This is a genomic window from Moorena sp. SIO1F2 (assembly GCF_010672755.1).
Lineage (GTDB): Bacteria > Cyanobacteriota > Cyanobacteriia > Cyanobacteriales > Coleofasciculaceae > Moorena.
Map to the genome: position 1 here is coordinate 6,433 of NZ_JAAHFV010000036.1, position 21,412 is coordinate 27,844.

Genomic DNA, 21,412 nt, shown 5'->3' on the forward strand with positions numbered 1-21,412 from the left:
GCCTTCTGCATTTCTACGATGAACCGTTCACCAGTCTCGCTCTGACAATAAATATCAAAAATAGCCCTTCGATCCACTAAGGTATTGCCCAAAAACTCGGGATTCTTAAAGGTAACATTCTTCAGCTGATGATGGGGAGGCAACAGAGTATTCAAGAAGTCGATCAACAGTGCCTTGTTTGGCTCAGTGCCAAAGACACGTTTAAAGCCGAAATCCGTGAGCAGGTCAATGTATTTATCTGGCAACGGGAAAACCATTTCAAAATGCTTTTATGGCTGATAGGGAGTCGGGAGTCGGGAGTCGGGAGTAGGAAACTTATGTTTATAAATTCTAACAATTCCTAAACGGATTGCTATAGTATAGTGCTTTTAATCGCTATGATAAACACTGATAGATAGATTAACTATAGCGTTTATCCTATTTGTGGAATGGGCATCTTGCCCGTTATCAATATTCTGGGGCAGGCAGGATGCTCACTATACTCCTATTCATAGCTTGATTCAGCAACGCTAAACAGACGGGGAATAACTCTTGAAGCAATTTAAACCTACAACCGATCAATCTCATCCATACTCAACCCCGTATATTGGGCAATATCCTGAGCAGGTAACCCTGCGGCCTTCATCTGCTTAGCAATCTGCTGTTTTTCTTCCTGTCTACCTTCTGCTCTACCTTGTTTGATACCTTGTTGTCTACCTTGTTCTATGCCTTGTTCCAAGGTTTCATCAATCAAGGTTTGGGTAACATTGTACATATCCCGGTAGACCTTCAGACTATCCTGATATAGCGCTTGCTCCCTAGATGAAAAATTGGCAATCTCTGCAACATCAAATAGCTGGGCAAACACATCCTCTTGCAAGGGTAATGGGGGTTCATTCAACTGGGCTAGATGTTTGAATAAAAATAACCACTTGTCAAAATGGGACTCCAGCTGATCAAGAGACTTGGTAAATTTCGGTAGCTCAACATAAATAAACTTGAGCTTATCGTAGAACACTTCACAGTGCTGATTTTTCAACTCCACCACATGTAGCAGTTCTGAATCGTGCTTGTGGTCATCAAATACAAAATCTAGGACGCCAACCGTATAAACTGCCGTGAGCTCATAGTTCCAAAATCCCTGTTCAGCCTGTTCTTGGATCGGGAAAGTAGAATAATATACACTTCTATCCTTAAACAAATTTTGCTTGGCCTTCTGCATTTCTACGATGAACCGTTCACCAGTCTCGCTCTGACAATAAATATCAAAAATAGCCCTTCGATCCACTAAGGTATTGCCCAAAAACTCGGGATTCTTAAAGGTAACATTCTTCAGCTGATGATGGGGAGGCAACAGAGTATTCAAGAAGTCGATTAGCAGTGCCTTATTTGGCTCAGTGCCAAAGACACGTTTAAAGCCGAAATCTGTGAGCAAGTCAATGTATTTATCTGGCAACGGGAAAACCATATCAAAATGCTTTTATGGCTGATAGGGAACAGGGAGTAGGGAGTAGGGAGTAGGGAGTAGGGAAATAGGGAACAGGGAGTAGGGAGTAGGGAGTAGGTAACTTCTGATTAATAATTATAACAATTAATTTAGGATTGCTATCTAGCTTTTTATAGCCTAATGAGGTATGTAATTTATGGCATGTATGAGGTACACTTATCAACCTCAAAGTCCCCCTTTTCAAGGGGGATTTAGGGGGATCCCTTTGCACCTCATGGAAAAGATAATTGCTAGATATTTTTTCCCTGTTCCCGATTCCCGATTCCCGATTCCCGATTCCCTACTCCCTACTCCCTAAAACCCATAACAAAAGTACCTCACCCAAATAATTGCTATATTCACTCCATAGCACTTCTGAAAAACTCAATTGTTTCTTTCAACGCCACAATAAACCGATCAATCTCTTCAAATGTATTATAAAAATACAAACTAGCTCGTGCTGTACCCGTCACTCCTAAACGATGGTGCAAGGGTTGAGTACAATGATTCCCAGAACGAATAGCTACACCGTCTTGATCCAATAGCGTAGACACATCACTAGCATCCAATCCTTTAACATTAAATGTTGCTAAGGCTGCCCTACCTTTCCCATCTATTGTTGGTTGGGGACCATACATGATTAGATCGGGAATTTCCTGCAACTGCTTAAACAAATAAGCCGTTAATTCTTCTTCATAGCTATGGATAGTATCCATACCCAACCCAGTGAGATAGTCTACTGCAGCACCAAGTGCGATCGCTTGAGCAATGGCTGGTGTCCCTGCTTCAAATTTATGGGGTAAATCCCCATAGGTGGAGTGGTCCAGAAATACCTCCGCAATCATTTCACCACCACCTAAAAATGGAGGCATCGCTTGGAGTAAGTCTAGTTTCCCATACAGAAAGCCAATCCCTGTGGAAGCACACATTTTATGACCCGATGCCACTAGCCAATCACAATTCATAGCTTGGACATCAATGGGCATATGGGGGACACTTTGGCAAGCATCAATCATTACCATAGCGCCATAGTTGTGTGCGATCGCAATAATTTCCTCTACCGGATTAATACATCCCAAAGTATTGGAGACATGAACCACACTTACCAGCTTGGTTTTCTCAGAAATCAGCTGTCGGAACTCTTCTAAATCAAACTCCTGAGTCTCTGTCAATCCCACATACTTTAGTACCGCCCCAGTTTTCTGAGCAATAATTTGCCAAGGCACCAGATTGCTGTGGTGTTCCATAACCGAGAGAATAATTTCATCTCCCTGGCGCAGATTTTCTAAACCCCAGCTGTAAGCCACTAAGTTAATGGCTTCCGAAGCATTGCGGGTAAAAACAATCTCTTGTCGTGACTGGGCATTTACAAAACTAGCTACCTTATCCCGTGCCCCCTCATAACCATCTGTAGCTCTAGTGCTAAGGGTATGGACACCTCGGTGAACATTAGCATTGTCCATTTCGTAGTAGTGGCGCAATGCATCCAGTACTGCTACCGGTTTCTGGGCAGTAGCCGCATTATCGAAGTAAATCAGCGGTTTACCGTTAACGTCCTGGTGCAAAATAGGGAAGTCAGCCCGGACTTGATCAGCAATGGTTTTTTCTTGAGTTAAGGTCATTTTACTGTTGAACGTTATTCCGTTCCCGTTTTGAACTTATGACTGTTTCCGAAAGTCTTTGACGAAGAGAAGCTAGGGGAATTTGATTGATTATTTCTGCTACAAACGCATCAATCAACAGGTTACGGGCATCGGTTTCCTTCAGTCCACGACTTTGCAAATAGAAGACTTCATCCGCTTCCAGCTGACTGACTGTAGCACCGTGGGAACATTTCACATTATCAGCTGTAATCTCCAACTGAGGCTTGGTATCAACTCTAGCCTTCGGCGATAGCAACAAATTACGATTCAACTGAGCTGCATTGGTCAACTGCGCTGGTTGAGGAACACTAACCTTACCATTAAACACCGCATGAGCACTACCATCTATAATGCACTTTTGCAGCTGATTACTGATGCCATTGGGATGATTCAACATCACCGCACTATGAGTATCTGCCAACTGTTGCTCACTAATCGCCGTCAAGCCATTTAGAATCGTTTCGGTCCCTTCACCCATCTGAAACACCTCCAGAGTATGGCGAGATAACTTCCCCCCAAAGGCTACCCCATGGGAACTATAAAAACTATTCCGAGCTTGTGCGATCGCACTCTTACCGACATGGAAAGCCTGGTTACTTTCCCCATCAACCCGGATATGAGTCACTCTGGCATTCTCCCCAACCCATACCTCGGTCACGGAATTGGTCAAATAAACACCCTGGGCGCTATTTTCCTCTTGGCCTTGCCAATACTCTTCAACTAAACTCAGCTGACTACCGGCCTCCGCCACCACCAAACAACGGGGCTGAAACAGCCTAGGCACCCCATCAGCCATGGAAACAAACAGCAGATGAATGGGAACCGTCACCTCAGTATTCCTAGGCAACCAGATCACCGCCACATCAGTCAAACCAGCGGTATTAAGCAGCGTAAACACATCGGTTGCCCCCTGCTGCTTGCCCAAATAATCAGCAATTCGGCTCTGATACTCTGATGGCAACTCGGCCAAATTCCCCACAAACACCCCTTCAGGCAACCCAGCCAAAGACGATAGCTCGGGGGCATAAATCCCATTGACAAATACTAATCGGCTGTTAACCGCCTCTGGCAAAACTACCGGACTAATATCCAAGGTGCTTGTATCAACAGCTACAGCAGCCTCAAACGTCACCTGCATCAGTGGCGACAAATCCGTAAACCGCCATTCCTCATCTTTAGTGGTGGGAATCGCCAATTCCTGAGCAATCCCCCTAGCGTGGTTACTTAGCTCTTGTAACCAATCCATCTCAACTGGATTATCCTGGCGACATTGCTCTAGCAGTGCCGACAAATAAGAAACCTCCCGTTTTACAGAAACTTCCATAGTCATCAGACACTCACCTCAGCAGTCTCGTCTTCTAGCACCCAGTCATAACCACGGGATTCCAACTCTAGAGCCAACTCCTTGCTACCAGTCCTGAGTATACGACCATCTGCCATCACATGAACAAAATCCGGCTCAATATAATTCAGTAAACGTTGGTAGTGAGTAATCAAAATCATCGCATTCTCGCTACTTGCCAATTGATTCACCCCATTGGCCACAATCTTGAGGGCATCAATATCCAAGCCCGAATCCGTTTCATCCAAAATCCCCAGCTTAGGTTCTAGAAGTGCCATTTGGAGAATCTCATTCCGCTTCTTTTCTCCTCCAGAGAAGCCTTCATTTAGACTACGCTCTAGAAAGCTGGGATTCATTTTAACAATTTCCAGCTTTTCTTCAACTAAATCCTCAAAATCAAATGTATCAATTTCTTCCAATCCCTTGTGCTTTCGACGGGAATTGTAAGCCACCCGCAAGAAATCCAAATTACTGACACCAGGAATTTCCAACGGATACTGAAACGCCAGAAATACTCCAGCTAAAGACCGTTCCTCCGGCTCCATTTCTAAGAGATTTTGCCCTAAAAAACTTACCTCGCCTCCTGTGACATCATAGGCTGGATGACCCGCTAATACCTTAGACAAAGTACTCTTACCAGAACCATTTGGCCCCATAATCGCATGGATTTCTCCAGCTTTAACTTCCAGATTCAATCCCTTCAGAATCTGGTTACCATCCACATCTGCGGTCAAATCCCGAACAGACAATATTATTTCACTAGTTTCACTAATCATTTCGACTTGATAATAAATGCTTTATCCCAGAAGTGTTGTTATCAGGTTTAATGTTGAATGTTATCAGGTTTAAGTTTGTTCGCGTAGCGTGGCCATTCGCGTAGCGTGGCCCAAAGGCCAAGGCCAAGGTTGAATGTTAGCAGGTGTAATAAATATTAGACCAGGTGGTGCGTTACGGGACGGACTTTCCCAACAGTGGCTACCGATAAAATGAGGGCGAGCCCGTCCCTAACGCACCCTACGCAACTGAAAGCGATCGCTTTCAACCTGCTAACAACATTCAACATTCAACATTCAACATTCAACATTCAACATTCAACATTCAACATTCAACATTCAACCTGCTAACCTTAGTTAGCCCACTGTGCCTTCGAGCTTCAGGCTTAAAAGTTTATCTGCTTCAGCAGCAAATTCCATGGGAAGTTCATTGAAGACATCTTTACAGAAGCCACTCACCATCATGGAGATCGCATCTTCTTCTGAAATCCCTCGTTGAGCGAAGAAAAATAGCTGGTCTTCACCAATTTTAGAAGTCGAGGCTTCGTGTTCCACTTTGCCCATGTTGTTCTGGACTTGAATGTAGGGAAACGTATTCGCCTCAGCCGTATCCCCAATCAACATGGAATCACACTGGGAATAGTTTCGCGCACCCTTGGCCTTCGGACCAATTTTCACTAGACCCCGGTAGCTATTTTTGGACTTACCAGCAGAAATCCCTTTAGAAATGATGGTGCTGCGAGTATTTTTACCGATATGCACCATCTTGGTACCCGTGTCCGCTTGTTGGAGATTGTTGGTTAGAGCAACAGAGTAGAATTCACCAATGGAATTGTCACCCACTAGAACACAACTGGGATACTTCCAAGTAATCGCGGAACCAGTTTCTACCTGAGTCCAGGAAATCTTCGAGTTAACTCCTTTGCACAATCCTCGCTTGGTAACAAAGTTGTAAATCCCACCTTTACCATTTTTATCCCCAGCGAACCAGTTTTGCACCGTGGAGTATTTAATCTCAGCATTGTCCAGGGCAACCAGTTCCACCACCGCTGCGTGCAGCTGGTTACTATCGTACATCGGCGCAGTGCAGCCTTCTAGGTAACTAACATTGCTCCCTTCTTCCGCCACAATTAGGGTACGCTCGAACTGTCCAGTATCTCCATTATTAATCCGGAAATAGGTGGACAGTTCCATCGGGCACTTGACTCCTTTGGGAATATAGACAAAGGAACCATCACTGAAAACAGCAGAATTGAGAGCAACAAAGTAATTATCTGCCACAGGAACAACACTACCCAGGTATTTTCTTACTAACTCTGGGTGTTCTTGCAAAGCTTCCGATATCGAGCAGAAAATTACCCCCGACTCAGCCAGCTTGTCTTTGAAGGTAGTGGCGATCGAGACACTATCAAAGATGGCATCCACTGCTACATTAGCCAGCCGCTTTTGCTCAGATAGGGAAATGCCTAATTTATCAAAGGTTTCCAGTAAAGCTGGGTCAACTTCGTCCAGGCTATTGAGTTTTTCCTTCTTCTGTTTGGGTGCTGAGTAGTAGATAATCTTTTGGTAATCAATGGGAGGATAGGTGACATGGGGCCAGGTTGGCTCGGTCATTTTCTGCCATTGTCGATACGCCTTTAGGCGAAACTCCAGCATGAACTCGGGTTCGTTTTTCTTAGCCGAAATCAGACGGATAATATCCTCATTGAGTCCGCGAGGAATGGTATCCGCTTCAATATCTGTGACAAAGCCGTACTTATAGGGCTGGTTGACTAATGTCTTGACAGTGGCAGTCATCGATTTAGTGCTCTCTTATCATTAAGGATTCAACAGAGTTACAAACACAGTGATAGCTTGTTCGCCTTTGACTTTCCCGTAGAGTAGGTTGGCAGCTTGGAAGGTTAGAGGTTGTAGACTGCGGGTAGCGACTGCATCAAGACAGCGGCTTGCTTTTATCGCCGGTTACAACTAAAATCCATAGCTTCCTCATGCCCACGGGATGTGATCTGGTTACTGGGTGGATTAAAACAACGTTTTTGTTGTTTAACTCTATTCTAGGTTATATTAACAACAAACATGTTGTTAAAGTCAAGAGAATTTAGATTAAATAGAAATAACGGTACCGACAAGCACCAAAGGGAAGCCTGAGTGCCCTTCCCCTGTTACCCAATTCCCCAACTCCTAAGCCCATGATGCCTACTCAGCAAACTTCCACCAAGCGAGACATCCTACAATATCTCCTCAAACAGGATCGAGCAAGAGCCCAGGAGTTAGCCACAGCCATAGGGGTTAGCGCCCAAGCTATTCGACGTCATCTCAAAGAATTGGAGGCAGAAGGGCTAATTGAGTACAAAGCTGTTCAAATTGGTATGGGGCGTCCTCAACATATCTATCACCTCTCTCACAAAGGACGCGATCGCTTTCCCCATCATTACGGAGAGTTTTCTGTTTCCCTGCTCGATACCATGACAGAAACCTTGGGTCGTGAACAGACTAGCACGATTTTACAAAAGCAATGGCAACGTAAAGCTCAAGAATACCGGGAGTGTATCGGGAATGGTACAGTGGGAGAGCGAGTAGCCAAGTTGGTAGAACTACGTAGACTAGAAGGTTATATGGCAGAGTGGCACACCCTAGAATCAGGTAATTTAAATAATGGGGTTAGTGAGCAGTATATTTTAACTGAATACAATTGTGCTATTTCCAACGTTGCCGAATCTTACCCCAGTGTCTGTGGTCATGAATTGGAAATGTTTGCCGCCGTATTGCCAGATTGTACAGTCGAGCGTACTCACTGGCTCAATAATGGAGAGCATCAGTGTGGCTATTTAATCAAAGCGCCAGCAAATAACTAACATGCCAATAACTAAGCCTGTAAGCTTAAGCGCTACGCGCACGCTACTTGAGGTGCCGTCAGCCTTCAGCTGTCAGCCTTTGGCCACAAGCCTTTGGCTAATAGCACCTCAACTAGCTTGCGTGGCACAGGCTAGAAGCCTGTGACATAGTGCATTAGCCGATAGCTGATAGCTTAAAAGTTATGTAGTCAACCTTGAAAACCCTTATGGCTGATTCCCAGCAATCCTCAATCCAATTCTTAACTCCGGAAGAATCCGCTGATGTAGACCAAGCATTGCTCTCTTCCCCAGAGAAATTTTTAACTCGTTTAACGATTTCCTCCCTCAGACTGTTGAAGCATATTTCACAAGATACTGGGGTGCCCATGGAAGAGTTGACCCATCAGCAGATCATCGAGTGGTTTGAGAAGGATAGTAAGATTCGGCGAGAACAAGGGGTTGAGGCAGCATTTTTGAAATGGTAATTAGAAGTGATTCATTGGACTTGATATAATCGGTTGTTTGTTCATAGTTTACTGCCTAGTACTGTTGACAAACAAACCTCAACCAAACCTAATCAAAAATCAGTAATTTAAAGCTTATTCATAAAATAAATATTAAATCCTTTGGGTGCGTTAATAATTTTTAAAGCACTTATATAATATAGTTCCTCTGGGACTAATTTTAGTCCTGTCACTAGTAAAAACTTACCAATGGTCTACGCTATCAAGCGCCCTACAGCGATTTAATCTTTTCTTTATAAATTACAGTATAGAATAGTATAGAGTATTTTGGTTAAAATTAGTGATCAATATCACATAGATAGATTGTCAGAAATCACAGTCTTGCGTGATCTAAATCGATGAAATGGATTTAAGTTACCGCTAGCATTCTTAGGTCAGCTGTTAATACTCAAGGAAACGGTGCATCATGAATACTCAACAAATTCGCTTCGCAGCCATCACGATTTTAGATATTATTGCTCTATTGTTCACAGTCCCCATCATCATCGGATTATTATCAAAAATTCCTTAAGTCTCAGGAACTATGTCTTAGGAATGATGAACGATGAATCGGCACATACATACACATACATAATAGACACATAAGACACATAAGATACAGAATTTAACAATTCTGCATTAATCGTTTTGCAAGTACAAGCCCCTAACTCCTAGCATGGGTTATCATTATTAATCATTAATTATTCATAGTTCCCTGAGCACTGTCGCGACCAGTAGCATTCTTAGTTCAGTTAATTTTAGATATCAAATAAATCTGAAAATGATCACTTTAAATGTAATCAATAAAGTAATCAATAAATTTCAAAATCTGCTCTTGACCGGAATAATAGTGAGTGTGGGGTTGTGGGCAATACCAGTATCAGCACAAGTAGAGGATGAGCAAGTCAACGCTCTGGTAGAAGCACTGCGGCTTTCGGCACCACCCAATCGTCCCAATGACGGCATGTACAGCGAGTGGCAAGTTTTACCGGCCATTATCCCGAGCTGGACATCTCAATGTGCAGGACAGGCCATGACACCTGCACAATTTGAAGCCGACCCGGCAACAGCACGCAGTGTTGTTGCTTGTATCATCAGACGGGAACTGGATATTGAATTGACAGATAGTGGCAACAATGAAATGATTGCTGTTCGCCGTACCGCCTGTTGGTGGATGACAGGAAAACCCTCTGGCTGCAACAGTGGCGCAACTGCTGACTATGTCCAGAGAGTCATGGGCTTTTATCAGCAGCCCCATAGGTCAACACCAGTATTCGCACAAGTAGAGGATCAGCAAGTCAACACTCTTGATCCGCAAGTCAACACTCTTGATCCGCAAGTCAATGCTCTGGTAGAAGCACTGCGGCTTTCGGCACCACCCAATCGTCCCAATGATGGCATGTACAGCCAGTGGCAAGTTTTACCCGCCATTATCCCGAGCTGGACATCTCAATGTACAGGACAGGCAATGACTCCTGCACAATTTGAAGCGGACCCGACCACAGCACGCAGTGTTGTGGCTTGTATCATCAGACGGGAACTGGATATTGAATTGACAGATAGTGGCAACAATGAAATGATTGCTGTTCGCCGTACCGCCTGTTGGTGGATGACAGGAAAACCCTCTGGCTGCAACAGTGGCGCAACTGCTGACTATGTCCAGAGAGTCATGGGCTTTTATCAGAACCCTTAACCTTCTTAGAATTTAGAATTTAGAATTTAGAATTTAGAATTTAGAATTTAGAATTTGGAATTCTGCATTTTCCATTCTTCATTCTCCATTCTTCATTCTCCATTCTTCATTCTTCATTCTCCATTCTTCATTCTGCATTCTTAATTCTGCATTCTTCATTCTCCCTTCTTAATTCTTAATTCTTAATTCTTCATTCTTCATTCTTCATTCTCCCTTCTTAATTCTTAATTATTAATTCTTAATTCTTCATTCTTCATTCTTCATTCTCCCTTCTTAATTCTTAATTATTAATTCTACATTCTGCATTCTACATTCTTACCAACAACCCTCAACCTTCAACAGATCATGCCGCTTGTCGGGACAACAACAGTTGAACAAAAGTATCACTAACTGTATGGTCTTTAGTATTCGCTGCGTATTTAATTAAGGTTTCCCGCAAGCGCCAAGCAGCATTCCACGGCAGTAGAGTTGCCAAGAGGAAGTACACACCGCGAAACCTAGGGTCACTGATATGCTTGTTTGGCAAATCATTTCCCTCACCTAGAAAGGTCTGCACGATGAAAAAGTCCTGGATTTTGTCGTGGCGGAAATACCATTCTTTTCGATCATTGCCTTCATGGTCAACAAACAGACGGGACAAAACCATTTTGTGGCGTTCGATGCAAATCAGTTCTTCAAACCATTTCTCAGCTGGTATAGCTACCTCATCTTGCAAGCGCATCTGGTAAACTGTCTCAGCAAATGCCTCTAGGGGAAATTTTCTCAGATAGAGTTGTTCATACTCCTGAGCCATATATTGATACTGCTGTTGCTGCAAATTCAGCAAGTCTGGTTTCTGCCCATGGGCTATCATCTGAGCCACTATGGTCAGGTCCATAGGGTTAGACAGCATCCGACGCACAGCTCTGTGTTCTTCTTCTGATTGGTACTGATGTAAAACGGTGTCAATATACTTTTCGCAGGCTTGTTTGTACTTTATACCCGAGATGGGAGCATCTGGGGGCATAATTTTATAGCGCGATAGTAAAAATTTCTCAATCTGCTTAGGTTTCAATGGTTGCAGTACATAGGTTGTAGCGCAAGAGGGGGTCTGCCACTCCATGGATTGGGTCCCGATGATAATATTGCCCTTGAAGTAACTTTCCACAAAAGTGGTAATCATCGCTCGTGTGTCTGGAGTGACTTCATTGAGTCCATCAATACAGATATCAATGGCATCACTGTAAATCAGGTCTCGCAAGAAACCAGAGTCTTGGGCGAATCCATGAAGTTTTGCTTGAATCGCTTCGATCACGCCATTAGCGCATTTCTCAGCAGGTAAATAGACGATGATCCGCTTAGATGATTTCACTAAGTGCCGTAGAAACATCGATTTCCCTAATCCTGATTCTCCTTCCAGGACAATGGGTAATTCCAGATCCGGTATTGCTTCTTGAATGGGTTGCGTTATACTTCTTCCCTGGGGCTGGACTTCCAAGTTAGGAAAGTAAGCTTGTTCATCAAAGTTTTCTAAATCTGCATCTGACAGCAAGGATTCCTGGAAGGGGGCAAATAACTTCGAGCGTAGAAAGGGAATCCAAGTTAGGGCTATGCCTACGTACCCCAGTCCAAAAAACTTCCGCACCGAGGGATTCCAAAAGAAGATAGCTTGGACTTGGGGGGATTTGGGATAAACCAGTATTAGTCCAAACCAAAACAGCATATGAGTTAGCCAGATAATCACCCCTTTGCTAAAAATTTTCTGATAACTACGAGAATCCTGTTCTTGCTGGAGATTATCAAGACCACCACGCACGGTTTCGATCCATCTATCCTGGAAAATTTTCTCCGTGTCTTGCTCTAGCCTTTGAATAACTGTTTCAAATTCCAGTATGGATTGTTCCAATTGCACTTTGGTGAGCTGCTTCCTCTGTTTTCCAACCTTAGAAGAAATTTCGACAACGGCAGAGAGGGCGGAATAGCGAACATCGATAGATTCATCTTTGAAAAAGACATCTATTAGGTCAGGGACAGCCTGAACCCCTTCCGTTCCCATCTTTCCTAGAGCAGAGGCGGCATAATAGCGAACATAGACTGAGTTATCCTCAAGCAACTCAATTAATAGAGGCAGAGCATCCTTAGCTGCCTCTCCAATTTCCCCTAGTACCTCGGTAGCGCGAATCCGGATCAGGACAGATTTATCGTTCCTGAGTCGCTCAATGAGCTGGGGAACAACATCTTTAGTTTTCTCGGCAATCTGCTCTAGGGCATTGATGCTAGTCATACGAACCGAGAATGTTTCATCCTTTAGCGCTTCAATCAGGTAAGGTACAGCTGACTTGGCTGCCTCTTTTTTATTCCCTAGGGCATAAGCAGCGTTAGCACGAACCTGAGCAGATTGGTCATTCCTCAAGGCTTCAATTAGGTGAGGTACAGCCTCATGGGTTTTCTTTCCCAAGTTCCCTAAGGCATAAGCACCATTGGCGCGAACTTCAGCAGATTCATCCTTAAGTGCATCAATCAGATCAGGGATAGCTTCATAAGATGCTTCTCCCATCAATCCCAGAGCAGCAGAGGCTTTGGCACGAACTGTCGCCGACTCATCGTTCCTTAGGGCTTTAATCAACCAAGGGACAGCTTGATCCGCTTCCTCTCCTATACTCCACAGAGCAACAGCAGCTCCCTCCCGAACTGCAGCAGATTTATCCGTCTTCAGGGCTTCAATCAGTAAATAGACAGATTTTGGACCACATTGGACTATAGCTTGTTTAGCGATTGTATTGTTTATATCGTTGAATCTGGCGATATTAGTCTTAATCTCTGCTTGAGTACACCCTTGAGCTAAGGCAGGACTACAGGGCAGCAGTAGCAATGAGCAGCCCAGTAAAAACACCTTGAGCACTGAGGAAGTGGGTTGTTTTATGCACCTAATCATAGAAGTTCTCCAAGGTTTCGTTAGTATAGATACAAGAATCTCTTCAAAAATCCAGTTTTATGTCTCTCAAGGGCTATAAAAGTACCCTTGGGGGTACTCTTGAAGATTCCCCACTCCCTGATATAGCGCTACGCTTAGCGTCAGAAGTCAGAAGTCAGAAGTCAGAAGTAAACTAGACTCACGTTTCGGAGTTTAGGAGCGATGCAGCGCGGTCTTGGGGAGGCAGCGCTGATAGCTTACTGTTTTAAATATTAAGTTTTAGGAATATTAAGTTTTAGAAATATTAAGTTTTAGGCATTAATACTCAATAATTAATACTTAAGTATTAATTATTGAGTATTAGGGACAAGAGGCGTAGTTGAGGGCTTCCGTGCTTTCCGAGGAGCTAGCAAACTTGGTCAGAACCTCCTTAGCCTATAACCTTAATCACTGGATAGGATCTAATTTGGTTTTTTTTTCTTAACATTTGACTTTTTTCGAAAAAAGTGTCAAAATAGATACAGAATTAAAAATTGGAATTAAATAAGCATTGAGGTCTCTGTCGGCTCAGTCGCTCTCAACTCAGATGTCCTGAAGTAGATCAGCCGTAGAGAATCCAAGAAAGTAATACCTAGGGCAGGCTTGCCTAACCCTTAGACAGAATTCCTCACCTGGCCAAGCAACTTATTAAGCAATTCTTGGCCAAGCAACTTATTAAGCAATTCCATTAAGCAATCTCATTAAGCAATCCAATCGGAGGTATTCGAGCAATGAAACTTTCTTACCGAGGTGTTAGTTATCAAAGTGAACCATCTACCCTAGAAGTATCTGAAGGGGAAATTGGTGGAACTTACCGGGGTCATAGCTGGAAAGTTCACCGGATTAAGCATAATCCTTGGCGTAAATCATCGGCTAACATGACCTATCGTGGTGTTAGCTATAAAAGAGGGTAGCTCTTTGTATCACTAGTTTTGTTTGAGTCAAAAAGTGCTGGGTGCTGGGTGCGTCAAGACCTCAGGGCTGAGTAAACATTGATCACATATTACTCAATACTAAACATTTCAGTACTAAACATTTCGGTACTCAGCATTTCGGTACTCAGCATTCTAGTACTCAAGATTTCATTACTCAATATTTCAGTACTCAACATTATTCAAAGCACTCAAGACTATTGAAAAAAGTAGTCTGATCTTATTATTAGTCAATCGGAGGGGTAATAGATATGAAACTTAGGTATCGTGGTGTAAGTTACGACGCTGAACCCTCTCTACTAGAAGTGAGAGAGGGTGAAATTGGTGGCACTTATCGGGCTCAGAATTGGAGAGTTCACTATCCCAGACACATGCCTGAACCGCCACCGGTAAATCATCTGAAATGGCGTGGTGTTTCTTACTGCACTGGTAATGCAACTGTAACTAATACTGTCGCTGATTCTCAACCAATGGCTAAATCGATTTCTACTGTAGCGGCAAAGACATCGATTGCTCGCCACCGGCTGCAAAAAGTCTTGAATGAGAGCAGAAAAGTTCATCTGGCTACGATGCGCCAAACTTTGGAACATCGTCTAGAGGTAGCTAAAGCTAACGGTGATCAGAATTTGGTCAGGCTTCTAGAAGATGAGTCAAAGCAGATGCAGCCTATCTAGTGAGTTAACCCAGATACTCTCACAACTCTCTAACATCAGACACAGCGATCCACAGCGATCGCTTTTTTGATGCTTTGATTTTTGATGCTTTGATGACTTGCCACACTCTGGTAGGGCAATATTTTGTAACAATTGTCTTACATGAAGCCCGCGCACAGGTAAATCTATGATGCTGAACTCTTATCGTGAACACCTAGCTGAACGGGGAGCTAAAGGAATTCCTCCCCTACCCCTAAGTGCTGAGCAAACATCCCAACTTTGTGAACTGCTGCAAAATCCACCAGCTGGGGAAGAAGAAGCATTAATGGCTATGTTACGCGATCGCATTCCCCCTGGAGTGGATGAAGCAGCTTATGTCAAAGCCGGGTTTTTAACTGCGATCGCAAAAGCAGAACTCACTAGTCCCCTAATTTCCCCCCAGGGTGCTGTAGACCTATTGGGTACTATGGTCGGAGGCTACAATGTCCAATCCCTAGTTGAGTTACTCCAGTCTAATCACACCACCCTAGCAGCAGAAGCCGCTACTGCCCTAAGTAAGACATTACTTGTCTTTGATGCCTTCAATGATGTTCTAGAAATTTCCGATATCAATCCTTACGCCAAGCAAGTCATCGATGCTTGGGCCAATGCTGCTTGGTTCATCGGGCGTCCCAAACTACCGGAAGCAGTTACTGTGACTGTATTTAAGGTACCCGGAGAAACCAATACCGATGACTTATCCCCGGCCACTCACGCCACCACTCGCCCAGATATTCCGTTACATGGCTTGGCCATGTTGGAATCTCGGATACCGTCGGCTTTAGATACTATTGCTAAATTAAAACAAAACGGGTATCCTGTGGCTTATGTTGGGGATGTTGTTGGTACTGGTTCATCCCGGAAATCCGCAATTAATTCCTTACTTTGGCATATCGGTGAAGATATCCCCTATGTTCCCAATAAGCGAGCTGGGGGATATATCTTAGGTGGCAAAATTGCCCCGATCTTCTTCAACACTGCTGAAGATTCTGGTGCATTGCCCATTGAGTGCGATGTTTCAAAAATGGAAACTGGGGATGTGATTACTATCCATCCCTACAATGGTGAAATCACTAACCAAGCTGGGGAAGTCATTTCCACCTTTACCCTCAAACCCGATACCATCCTCGATGAAGTCCGTGCTGGTGGACGGATTCCGTTACTGATTGGGCGATCGCTTACGGATAAAACCCGGGAAGCCTTGGGATTAGAACCAAGTCCCCTGTTTACCCGTCCAAGCATACCAGAAGATACAGGCAAAGGCTTCACCTTAGCGCAGAAAATGGTCGGTAAAGCCTGTGGATTACCGGGTGTTCGTCCTGGTAGCTCTTGCGAACCGATCATGACTACAGTTGGTTCCCAGGATACCACAGGACCCATGACTCGGGATGAATTAAAAGAACTGGCTTGTCTTGGTTTCAGTGCCGACCTAGTCATGCAAAGCTTCTGCCATACTGCTGCTTATCCCAAGCCCGTTGATGTCAAAGTCCATAAACAATTGCCCGACTTCTTTGCCTCTCGTGCTGGTGTAGCCTTGCGTCCTGGGGATGGCATTATCCACTCTTGGTTGAACCGGATGTTATTACCTGATACCGTAGGCACTGGTGGAGACTCTCACACCCGTTTCCCCCTAGGCATTTCCTTCCCTGCCGGTTCTGGATTAGTGGCCTTTGGTGCCGCTTTGGGAGTCATGCCCTTAGATATGCCCGAATCTGTGTTAGTGCGGTTCAAAGGTGAATTGCAACCAGGGGTAACATTGCGGGATATTGTCAATGCTATTCCCTATGTGGCTATTCAACAAGGGTTGCTGACGGTAGAGAAGAAGAATAAGAAAAATGTCTTCTCGGGACGGATTATGGAAATAGAAGGATTGCCCGATTTGAAAGTTGAGCAAGCCTTTGAACTTACTGACGCTACTGCGGAACGGTCTTGTGCTGGCTGTACCATTAAGCTGGGAATAGAAACAGTATCTGAGTATTTGCGTTCCAATATCGCCCTACTGAAAAATATGGTGGCACGAGGCTATCAAGATGCCCGTACGATCATGCGTCGGGTGGCCAAGATGGAAGAATGGTTGGCAAATCCCGTACTGATGGAAGCCGATCCAGATGCAGAGTATGCTGAAATTATCGAGATTGACTTGAATGAAATCACTGAGCCGATTGTAGCGGCTCCCAATGACCCAGATAATGTGAAATTGTTGTCTGAAGTCGCAAGCGATCGCATTGATGAAGTCTTCATTGGGTCTTGCATGACCAATATTGGACACTACCGTGCCGCTGCCAAAGTCCTAGAAGGGGAACCCCCTGTTAGCACTCGGTTGTGGATTTGTCCCCCTACCCGGATGGATGAGAAACAACTCAAAGAAGAAGGGGTTTACGGTATCTTTGGCATAGCTGGTGCCCGGACTGAAATGCCTGGATGTTCCCTGTGCATGGGGAATCAAGCTCGGGTTGCTGATAAAGCCACCGTATTCTCTACCTCTACTCGTAATTTTAATAATCGTATGGGTAAAGGTGCCCGAGTCTATTTGGGTTCTGCTGAATTAGCAGCAGCTTGTGCCTTGTTAGGTCGGATTCCCAGCGCTGAAGAGTATCAGTCAATTGTAGCCGAGAAAATTAATCCCTTTGCTAGTGATTTGTATCAGTATTTGAATTTTGATCAAATCGCTGGATTTGAAGATGAAGGACGGGTGATTCCTATCGAAGAAATGCCCAAGATTGAAGATATTTTAGGCATCCCAGCGGGAACCCTTAAGTAGATTAGTTTAGTTTAGTTTAGCTGAATAATCGGGTGAGCTTTTGGGTTCACCCGATTATTTTTATCACTTATATCAAGGTTGGTTGAACACTTATAATTAGTAGATAAAAGGGAACAGGGAACAGGGAACAGGGAACAGGGGATAAGGAGGAAGATTACCTACCAAAAGTAAGGTATATTTTTTGAGAAGTGATTCTATTAACATGATATTATACTAAGATCAGATTTATAGCAAAGGATTTACCTCCGTGATACTTCAAGACTTAGAGCAACAACTTCTTGCCCTTAGCCCTAGTGAAAAAGTGCAGGTTATTCAGTTACTGGCTCAAAGTCTCACAAACAATTGGCAAGGAATTGAGAAAAACCCTAGAGTTTGTGGGGAATAAGCTTGTATTGCCAATACTCGTATTACGGTCTGGGTAATTGTAGAAGCTCGTCGTCTTGGATACAGTGATGGTGACCTTTTAACAAGTTATCCAACAATTACAGCTGCTGATTTAGCCAATGCTTGGGTATACGCAAAAGCTCACCCCGATGAAATCGAAATAGCGATTGAGCGCAATGAGGTAGCCTAGTAGATGGCACGTTTTTACGCAGAAGAAGTTAGGCGAGGTAAAACCCCTCATAACAACAATGCTTGACTTGACTAAAATCCAATCCCTTGCTGAATCGTATTCTCCCCAAGAACTATTTGCTGCTTTAGTTTGGCAGCGCCGATTCAATGAGTTTGATGGCCCAGAAGTTATTACTGACCTTTCCAAGCACAGAGATTTATGGGCAAGCTTTCTGTTTACCAAACCAGTCTTTGCCCCAGATGAACATGGGTTAAGTTTTGGTGGTTTGCTAGATACCCTGCTGGCAATGGCAAACTATCGTCCAATGCCAGATAGCAGCATTATTCATTTTGTGGCCTATCCAGCAGATACCCTATACATACTTGCAGAAAATCAAGATACCAAAGTTTCCCAACTAATCGATTTGGGTAAAAAATGGCGAGCTGACTCGGTAGAGGTAACTGATGGCACAAACGAAGAGTATAGTTACCGACTCAAACGCCGATTAAGATATCGATACGAAGGGGCATTATGGGGAGACGGTATTCAACGTGATCGCGATGCAGTTGTTGTTTGCTATTGGTGGGATTGAAGTCTATTTAAGCTATCAGCAATCAGCCACACAGGATTTTTCCCCGATTCCCGATTCCCGATTCCCGATTCCCGATTCCCTAAAACCCAAGAATTTGCAACTCACCCAATTTAAAGAAGATGCCAGGAGGCGGACTTGAACCGCCGACACGAGGATTTTCAGTCCTCTGCTCTACCAGCTGAGCTATCCCGGCTTGTCTTTTTTCGGCTTGTCTTTTTTGACGCCTTATTAAGTCTAACAAACCTAATCTGGATTGGCAAGTAGATCAGAAATTTTTTTTTTGTGCGATCCAGCCCTTGTGCCACAGGCTTCGACGCTGTGGCATCAATTCTTGTTGCCGATTCCCGATTCCCGATTCCCGATTCCCGATTCCCTATTCCCCACTTTGCCGCGAAGTCTAGTATATAACCAAATGACTCAACCACCCTCAGCCAATGTTTTCCCTAACTCAAACCAGTACCCGCCAGCGAGAAATCCTAGAAGTTGTCTTCCGAAACGGTTGGGATTACATGCGAGGACTCCTAACGGGCAACAAAAATAATGACGAACCTCAACTCCCCCCTCCTGCTGTCCTTCGCAACATTTTAATCAATTTAGGTCCGGTGTACGTTAAGTTAGGACAACTTCTGTCTACCCGTCCCGACCTATTACCAGGAGCCTATGTTGAAGTCCTGACTGACTTGCAAGCCAATGTACCACCAGTAGCCTGGAGTGAAATAGAAAGCCTGCTACAGCAAGAACTAGCCAAGCCAATCTCAGAAACCTTTACTACCATCAATCCCCAAGCCATTGCTGCTGGTTCCATTGGTCAAGTCCATCGGGCTACCCTCAAAAATGGTCAAGAGGTGGCCCTGAAAGTGCAACGTCCTGGGATTGACCAGATAGTTGCCCAAGATATTGCTATCATTAGAGGCTTAGCAGAGTTAGTCTCTCTGACGGAATTTGGTAAGACTTACGATATCGTTGCCATAGCTGATGAATTTGTTACTGCCCTAGAAGCAGAACTGGATTTTACCCAAGAAGCTAACTATACCGATAAACTCCGCAGTAATCTATCCAATAGCCGCTGGTTCGATTCCCAGCAATTAGTCATACCAAAGATTTACTGGGATTTGACCAGCCAAAAGCTACTCACCATTGAGTGGCTGGAAGGGGCACCTCTGCTATCGGCGCAATTATCACAAACTAGAGAGGGCAAAGATACCCAGACCCAGCGACGGGAAATTACCACCCTGTTATTTCGGGCTTTTTTCCAGCAGGTTTACATCGATGGCTTCTTCCATGCTGACCCCCATCCCGGAAACATATTTTATCTGAGGGATGGTCGCGTCGCTTTATTAGACTGTGGGATGATTGGACGCTTAGACCCCCGCAGCCAACAGATTTTGACGGAGATGCTCTTAGCAATTGTAGATTTAGATGGCAAGCGATGTGCTCAGTTAACCCTACAACTATCTGAAGCTGGTGAGTCGGTCAATTTATCTGGCCTGGAAAATGACTATGACCGTATGCTGCGCAAGTATTACAACCGAAGCCTCTCCAAAATCAACTTTAGTGAAGTGTTTTATGAGATACTGCAAGTCTCGCGCAATAATAAAATCCGCTTACCCGGTAATATGGGTTTATATGCCAAAACCCTAGCTAACTTGGAAGGGGTTACCCGTGGGTTTTATCCTGAAATTAACCTGCTCGACCAAATCAAACCCCTGATTACGGAAGTGTTTCGGCGTCAACTCCTGGGAGATGATCCCTTACAAACCCTTCTGAGAACGGTTTTGGATATCAAAAGCCTGTCATTGCGATCGCCTTCTCAAATCGAATTATTTTTAAACCGGGTCAGTTCCGAAACCCTGAAATGGAATATTACTGTCCCAGAGCTAGACAAACTACGTTACAGTATCGATGATTCCGCTAATCGACTCTCCTTCAGTATTGTAGTCGGTTCCCTGATTATCGGTGCAGCAATTGTGGCCTCAGGAAGCCAAACTCCCGAGATTTCTGTGGTTACTAATATCCTGTTTGCTGCTGCTAGTTTTTTAGGCTTGTGGCTGATTGTTAGTATCTTGCGTTCGGGAAGGTTACGGTAATTTGATAAGGGAGTAGGGAGTAGGGAGTAGGGAGTAGGGAGTAGGGAATCGGGAATCGGGAATCGGGAATCGGGAATCGGGAATCGGGAATCGGGATCGAACTTTGATCCCCCCTAACCTTAAAAAAGGGGGGAATTAGATTCAACAGCTTTGCTTCGACTGCTAAACCTTAAAAAAGGGGGGAATTAGATTAAAAAGTCCCCCTTATTAAGGGGGATTTAGGGGGATCTGAACCAGGGATTAACATCACTGAAATTCACCCCTTACAAATCCTGTAATTTTCCTTCGGATTTAGCTATCATTGCTTCCTCAAGTAAGAAGCTACGCGAACAGCTTGTAGGGTGGGCAAAAACTGTTTGTTTGTTTTGAGTATTAATGATTAGATTACTTTGCCCACCCTACTTTAATTGGTATTTTTTTTGACTATGGCTGACGGCTGACAGCTGACGGCTGACGGCTTACATCTAACTTCCCATCGGCGATATCAGCTTCAAGCTGTTTATCCCAGAGTAACCAGTCTCTTTCAGCAAACCACTCTCTCAAGCGCACGAAATCTTCCTTAGAGAGAGCCTCAATTTCAGCTTGAATCTGTTCTACTTTTGTCATCAGA

Annotated in this window: 21 protein-coding genes, 1 tRNA gene and 1 pseudogene; 11 read left to right on the top strand and 12 right to left on the bottom strand. The window is 44.2% G+C overall.

Annotation, left to right across the window (positions count from 1 at the left end):
• The 8 genes from F6J94_RS07245 to sufB all read right to left on the bottom strand — a co-directional run.
• The coding region (locus tag F6J94_RS07245) for a PD-(D/E)XK nuclease family transposase (protein WP_293038629.1) at nt 1-257 on the bottom strand (257 nt) is incomplete at its 3' end.
• A 290-nt stretch (nt 258-547) separates the two neighbouring features.
• The gene (locus F6J94_RS07250) at nt 548-1,447 is read right to left on the bottom strand and encodes an Rpn family recombination-promoting nuclease/putative transposase (RefSeq protein WP_293038632.1); all 900 of its coding nucleotides are present in this window, start codon (nt 1,445-1,447) and stop codon (nt 548-550) included.
• A 1-nt stretch (nt 1,448) separates the two neighbouring features.
• Complete coding sequence (locus F6J94_RS07255; RefSeq protein ID WP_293038635.1) at nt 1,449-1,649, bottom strand: hypothetical protein; 201 nt, start codon at nt 1,647-1,649, stop codon at nt 1,449-1,451.
• A 175-nt stretch (nt 1,650-1,824) separates the two neighbouring features.
• Nucleotides 1,825-3,087 carry a SufS family cysteine desulfurase gene (locus tag F6J94_RS07260; RefSeq protein ID WP_293038636.1) on the bottom strand — a complete coding sequence of 421 codons (1,263 nt, stop codon included), beginning with the start codon at nt 3,085-3,087 and terminating at the stop codon, nt 1,825-1,827.
• Between the two features lies 1 nt (nt 3,088).
• The gene (gene sufD / locus F6J94_RS07265; protein WP_293038638.1) at nt 3,089-4,438 is read right to left on the bottom strand and encodes a Fe-S cluster assembly protein SufD; all 1,350 of its coding nucleotides are present in this window, start codon (nt 4,436-4,438) and stop codon (nt 3,089-3,091) included.
• Nucleotides 4,438-5,226 carry a Fe-S cluster assembly ATPase SufC gene (sufC, locus tag F6J94_RS07270; protein ID WP_293023016.1) on the bottom strand — a complete coding sequence of 263 codons (789 nt, stop codon included), beginning with the start codon at nt 5,224-5,226 and terminating at the stop codon, nt 4,438-4,440. The genes sufD and sufC overlap by 1 nt, the downstream gene beginning before the upstream one ends.
• The gene (locus F6J94_RS07275) at nt 5,219-5,353 is read right to left on the bottom strand and encodes a hypothetical protein (protein ID WP_293038640.1); all 135 of its coding nucleotides are present in this window, start codon (nt 5,351-5,353) and stop codon (nt 5,219-5,221) included. Before F6J94_RS07275 ends, sufC begins: the two co-directional genes overlap by 8 nt.
• A 227-nt stretch (nt 5,354-5,580) precedes the next feature.
• A complete protein-coding gene (gene sufB, locus F6J94_RS07280; RefSeq protein WP_075899490.1) occupies nt 5,581-7,020 on the bottom strand; it encodes a Fe-S cluster assembly protein SufB in 1,440 nt (479 codons plus the stop codon).
• A 392-nt stretch (nt 7,021-7,412) separates the two neighbouring features.
• On the opposite strand from sufB, the gene sufR reads away from it, so the two are divergent.
• The 3 genes from sufR (at nt 7,413) to F6J94_RS07295 (ending at nt 10,253) form a co-directional block, all read left to right on the top strand.
• Nucleotides 7,413-8,078: an iron-sulfur cluster biosynthesis transcriptional regulator SufR gene (gene sufR / locus F6J94_RS07285; protein WP_293023008.1), complete on the top strand. Its 666-nt coding sequence runs from the start codon at nt 7,413-7,415 to the stop codon at nt 8,076-8,078.
• Nucleotides 8,079-8,284: 206 nt separating this feature from the next.
• Complete coding sequence (locus F6J94_RS07290; RefSeq protein ID WP_293038642.1) at nt 8,285-8,542, top strand: hypothetical protein; 258 nt, start codon at nt 8,285-8,287, stop codon at nt 8,540-8,542.
• A gap of 799 nt (nt 8,543-9,341) precedes the next feature.
• On the top strand, nt 9,342-10,253 hold the full coding sequence (locus F6J94_RS07295; protein WP_293038645.1) for a hypothetical protein: 912 nt from the start codon (nt 9,342-9,344) through the stop codon (nt 10,251-10,253).
• A 343-nt stretch (nt 10,254-10,596) separates the two neighbouring features.
• On the opposite strand, the gene F6J94_RS07300 is transcribed toward F6J94_RS07295, so the two are convergent.
• The gene (locus F6J94_RS07300; RefSeq protein ID WP_293038648.1) at nt 10,597-13,167 is read right to left on the bottom strand and encodes a HEAT repeat domain-containing protein; all 2,571 of its coding nucleotides are present in this window, start codon (nt 13,165-13,167) and stop codon (nt 10,597-10,599) included.
• Between the two features lie 749 nt (nt 13,168-13,916).
• Between F6J94_RS07300 and F6J94_RS07305 the strand changes: the two genes are divergently transcribed.
• The 6 genes and pseudogenes from F6J94_RS07305 to F6J94_RS07330 all read left to right on the top strand — a co-directional run bounded on the left by F6J94_RS07305 (nt 13,917) and on the right by F6J94_RS07330 (nt 18,854).
• Nucleotides 13,917-14,099 carry a DUF4278 domain-containing protein gene (locus F6J94_RS07305; RefSeq protein ID WP_070392931.1) on the top strand — a complete coding sequence of 61 codons (183 nt, stop codon included), beginning with the start codon at nt 13,917-13,919 and terminating at the stop codon, nt 14,097-14,099.
• A 269-nt stretch (nt 14,100-14,368) separates the two neighbouring features.
• Nucleotides 14,369-14,791: a DUF4278 domain-containing protein gene (locus F6J94_RS07310; RefSeq protein ID WP_075899478.1), complete on the top strand. Its 423-nt coding sequence runs from the start codon at nt 14,369-14,371 to the stop codon at nt 14,789-14,791.
• Nucleotides 14,792-14,960: 169 nt separating this feature from the next.
• A complete protein-coding gene (gene acnB / locus F6J94_RS07315; RefSeq protein ID WP_293038675.1) occupies nt 14,961-17,570 on the top strand; it encodes a bifunctional aconitate hydratase 2/2-methylisocitrate dehydratase in 2,610 nt (869 codons plus the stop codon).
• A gap of 247 nt (nt 17,571-17,817) precedes the next feature.
• Nucleotides 17,818-18,144, top strand: a pseudogene (locus F6J94_RS07320) (DUF433 domain-containing protein).
• A 58-nt stretch (nt 18,145-18,202) separates the two neighbouring features.
• Nucleotides 18,203-18,715, top strand: a complete 513-nt coding sequence (locus F6J94_RS07325) for a hypothetical protein (RefSeq protein ID WP_293022993.1) — start codon at nt 18,203-18,205, stop codon at nt 18,713-18,715.
• Nucleotides 18,684-18,854 (top strand): hypothetical protein, encoded by a 171-nt coding sequence (locus tag F6J94_RS07330; protein WP_293022990.1) that lies wholly within the window; start codon nt 18,684-18,686, stop codon nt 18,852-18,854. The genes F6J94_RS07325 and F6J94_RS07330 overlap by 32 nt, the downstream gene beginning before the upstream one ends.
• Here the strand turns inward: F6J94_RS07330 and F6J94_RS07335 are convergent.
• A tRNA-Phe gene (locus F6J94_RS07335) sits at nt 18,836-18,908 on the bottom strand. The two genes, F6J94_RS07330 and F6J94_RS07335, sit on opposite strands and share 19 nt — an antisense overlap.
• Before the next feature lie 89 nt (nt 18,909-18,997).
• On the opposite strand from F6J94_RS07335, the gene F6J94_RS07340 reads away from it, so the two are divergent.
• Both F6J94_RS07340 and F6J94_RS07345 read left to right on the top strand, forming a co-directional pair.
• Nucleotides 18,998-19,123, top strand: coding sequence for a hypothetical protein (locus F6J94_RS07340; protein WP_293038651.1), 126 nt, complete (start codon nt 18,998-19,000; stop codon nt 19,121-19,123).
• Between the two features lie 26 nt (nt 19,124-19,149).
• The gene (locus F6J94_RS07345) at nt 19,150-20,802 is read left to right on the top strand and encodes an AarF/ABC1/UbiB kinase family protein (RefSeq protein ID WP_293038654.1); all 1,653 of its coding nucleotides are present in this window, start codon (nt 19,150-19,152) and stop codon (nt 20,800-20,802) included.
• Here F6J94_RS07345 and F6J94_RS07350 read toward each other — a convergent pair.
• Together F6J94_RS07350 and F6J94_RS07355 are read right to left on the bottom strand one after the other, a co-directional pair.
• On the bottom strand, nt 20,771-20,947 hold the full coding sequence (locus F6J94_RS07350; protein WP_293038657.1) for a hypothetical protein: 177 nt from the start codon (nt 20,945-20,947) through the stop codon (nt 20,771-20,773). The two genes, F6J94_RS07345 and F6J94_RS07350, sit on opposite strands and share 32 nt — an antisense overlap.
• Before the next feature lie 278 nt (nt 20,948-21,225).
• Nucleotides 21,226-21,408, bottom strand: coding sequence for a hypothetical protein (locus F6J94_RS07355; RefSeq protein WP_293038660.1), 183 nt, complete (start codon nt 21,406-21,408; stop codon nt 21,226-21,228).
• Between the last annotated feature and the right edge of the window lie 4 nt (nt 21,409-21,412).